Raw genomic sequence first — 3,331 nt, forward strand, 5'->3', positions numbered from 1 at the left:
TGCATTTGCCGATCTATCCAAACATAAGTCACCGAAACAGAGCAACTCATGGATGTTCAAGCCAATCTATGCAGCGGAGGATGGCATGACCTCCGAGATTATCGCACCGATGTCAATGCGATTCGTTCCGAGAGAACAGTTCGACGGCATCATCGTCTTCGATAAAGTGAAGGAACCAACAACCAAGTTCTAATCGAGATTAATTTCGACTTTATTCATACTGACTGAACTGGAGACGCACAACACCCCAAGGGAGGTGCTGTGCGTCTCTTTTGGAAATCATTTCAACCTATGGAACTATCAATCACTGAAAAGAATGCTTGTTCATCTTCATTCTGTGCTGTAGTAAGATCAAATCCGTCTTCGATAATACAGCTCGGTTCCGTGTTCCCGGACTATTCAGCATATGCCATGCTGTGTATTGTTCAGCATACGGATTGGCAGCAGACATTCCGTCAACTGGAACTACTACATCAAATCCACGAAATGCAGCAGCAGTAGCTGTGTGGAGAACCGCTCCATTTGCCGCGTAACCCGTTACAATAACCGTTCGAATATGATTCCTCTGCAAAATCTGCTCTAACTCCGTGTTGTAGAATTTATCTACGTTTGATTTCACGATTGGCTCGTTCATCATAGGACGCAGGAGTTGAGTAATGTCTGATGCATTTCCTGTATGTGTAAGACTATAGACAACTAACATCTCTGCCTTGCGTGCTTCCGTCAATACCTTATTAATTCTAGGAATGGATGCAACACAGCGTGGATTGTTACATATCGAATTCTCCATATCCAAGATGAGGAGTGCGGTACTTGACGGATCAATGGAGACCGCCTTTAACTCCGGAGCTGGTGGGGGAATCACTTCACTCCATTCGTCGATGATCGTATGATCAGTTCGCCAATTGCCGCATAAGGGACAACGATACCTCATAATAACCCTCCAAGATGCTTCTTTCCATTAGCCTATGTAACCGATTAGAAAATGTGTAGGACGTAAATAAGGTGAGCCCATAACCAAATCATATGGCTATATTTTTTTTGCATCGTTTCTATGCAGTATATGTATTTCACGATTGGAACGATGGTTAATAAAATAAAGGAAACCGCAGTATGCAGCGGCACAATTGTCGGAGGGATACGATATGAATAACACTGAATATGGTCAAGTCCAGAACCGGCACCAAGCACTGGGGTTATCAGATCAGCAGGTTCTTGACATGTATCAGCATATGGTTCTGGCGCGAAAAGTAGATGAGCGGATGTGGCTGCTCAATCGTGCGGGAAAGATCCCTTTTCTCGTTTCATGCCAAGGTCATGAAGCAGCTCAGGTAGGGGCGGCATATGCGCTTGATCAAACGAGAGATTTTCTGTGTCCCTATTATCGGGACATGGGTATGGTCGTTGCTTTCGGGCTGACAGCACAGGAATTAATGCTTTCCGCTTTCGCTAAGGCAGAAGATCCAACGAGCGGCGGACGTCAAATGCCAGGTCATTACGGGAGCAAAAGCCGGAATATTCTTTCAGGCTCTAGTGTCGTGTCGAGCCAAATTCCGCACGCAGTTGGAATCGCTTTATCTGGAAAAATGCAAGGAAAAAGGCTGGTTGCATTAACGGCCTTCGGGGACGGCGGCAGCAACCAAGGGGAGTTTCACGAAGCGGCTAACTATGCGGGGGTACACAAGCTGCCTGTCATTTTTATGTGTGAGAACAACAAGTACGCCATATCGGTTCCGTTCTCCAAGCAGGCGGCTTGCGAAAGCATCGCGGATCGGGCAAAGGGCTATGGGTTTCCCGGCATCAGTGTGGATGGAAATGATCTATTAGAAGTATACAAAGTCACAAAAGAGGCGGCAGATCGGGCAAGAAGAGGTGAAGGGCCAACGCTTATCGAGACGGTGCTCTATCGTTTAGTCCCGCATTCAAGCGACGATGATGATCGAACCTACCGTCCCCGTGAAGAAGTGGAAGAAGCCAAGAAGCGGGATCCGCTCATAACCTTCAGCAATTATCTGAAAGCATCGGGGCTATTAGATGAACATAAAGACATGGAGATCCATGACCGGATACGCATGGAGGTCGATGAGGCCACGGAATATGCGGAGAATGCCCCGGATTCAGCTCCGGAAGATGCCCTTAAGCACGTTTATGCAGAATAGGGGAGTGAGGAGAAATGGCCGTAATTTCTTATCTTGAAGCAGTGTCCCAAGCTCTTCGAGAGGAAATGCAGCGAGATAGCAGGGTATTTGTATTAGGAGAAGACGTCGGAGTGCGTGGGGGCGTATTTCGGGTTACACAGGGATTCCAGGAGGAATTCGGGGAACAGCGGGTTATCGACACGCCGCTATCGGAAGCGGCCATTGCAGGTGTATCGATTGGAGCAGCTGCTCATGGAATGAGGCCAGTTGCAGAAATTCAGTTCGCCGAGTATATCATGCCTGCCGTCAACCAAATTGTGAATGAGGCAGCCAAAATGAGATACCGCTCCAACGGAGATTGGAACTGTCCCTTGGTCATCCGTGCCCCTTATGGTGGAGGAGTTCGCGGAGCCCTCTATCATTCGCAAAGCGTAGAAGCGATGTTTTGCTGTATTCCTGGTTTAAAAGTGGTCACGCCTTCCACGCCTTATGATGCCAAAGGCCTGCTAAAGGCGGCCATCCGCGATGAAGATCCTGTTCTTTTCTTCGAACATAAGCGATGCTATCGCTCGATCAAGGGAGAAGTGCCAGACTCGGATTATACGGTACCGATCGGAAAGGCGGATATTAAGCGGCAAGGGGAAGACATCACGGTTATTTCTTACGGACTTTCCTTGCATTTTGCGTTAAAAGCGGCAGAGCAGCTTTCTAAAGATGGATACAGCGCTCACATTCTGGATTTACGTACCCTCTATCCTCTGGACAAGGAAGCTATTGTAGAGGCTGCTCGCAAAACCGGCAAAGTGCTCATTGTTCATGAAGACAACAAAGAGGGCGGCGTTGGAGCTGAAGTAGCTGCTGTCATCGCAGAAGAATGCCTTTATGAATTGGACGCGCCAATCAAACGACTTTGCAGTCCGGATGTCCCCGCTATGCCTTACAGCTTGCCAATGGAAAAGTTCTTCATGCTCAACCCGGATAAAGTATATCAGGCCATGAAAGAATTGGCCGAATTGTGAGCCGACGGGAGGAGAATATGGCTAAGAAAATCGTCATGCCCCAGTTAGGCGAAAGCGTAACGGAAGGAACCATCTCCAAGTGGCTCGTCAACGTCGGGGATAAAGTCAATAAATACGATCCTGTATGCGAAGTGCTGACAGATAAAGTGAATGCGGAGGTTCCTTCTTCATTTA

At 47.8% G+C, this 3,331-nt stretch carries 4 protein-coding genes and 1 pseudogene; 4 read left to right on the plus strand and 1 reads right to left on the minus strand.

The annotated features are described in order from the left end of the window. A pseudogene (locus tag AZ66_RS28010) lies at nucleotides 1-193 on the plus strand (erythromycin esterase family protein); the annotation flags it as partial. Between the two features lie 111 nt (nucleotides 194-304). Here the strand turns inward: AZ66_RS28010 and AZ66_RS28015 are convergent. After that, nucleotides 305-934: a cysteine hydrolase gene (locus AZ66_RS28015; protein WP_044357926.1), complete on the minus strand. Its 630-nt coding sequence runs from the start codon at nucleotides 932-934 to the stop codon at nucleotides 305-307. A 211-nt stretch (nucleotides 935-1,145) separates the two neighbouring features. Here AZ66_RS28015 and AZ66_RS28020 point away from each other — a divergent pair, with 211 nt between their 5' ends. The 3 genes from AZ66_RS28020 to AZ66_RS31100 all read left to right on the plus strand — a co-directional run. Continuing rightward, nucleotides 1,146-2,159, plus strand: coding sequence for a thiamine pyrophosphate-dependent dehydrogenase E1 component subunit alpha (locus AZ66_RS28020; RefSeq protein WP_044357927.1), 1,014 nt, complete (start codon nucleotides 1,146-1,148; stop codon nucleotides 2,157-2,159). A gap of 14 nt (nucleotides 2,160-2,173) precedes the next feature. Next, the gene (locus AZ66_RS28025) at nucleotides 2,174-3,157 is read left to right on the plus strand and encodes an alpha-ketoacid dehydrogenase subunit beta (protein WP_044357928.1); all 984 of its coding nucleotides are present in this window, start codon (nucleotides 2,174-2,176) and stop codon (nucleotides 3,155-3,157) included. Between the two features lie 17 nt (nucleotides 3,158-3,174). Continuing rightward, nucleotides 3,175-3,331: biotin/lipoyl-containing protein (locus AZ66_RS31100; RefSeq protein ID WP_331436944.1), on the plus strand; the 157-nt coding region annotated here is incomplete at its 3' end.

Source organism: Paenibacillus sp. E194, from assembly GCF_000935845.1.
Taxonomy (GTDB): Bacteria; Bacillota; Bacilli; order Paenibacillales; family Paenibacillaceae; genus Paenibacillus_B; species Paenibacillus_B alvei_B.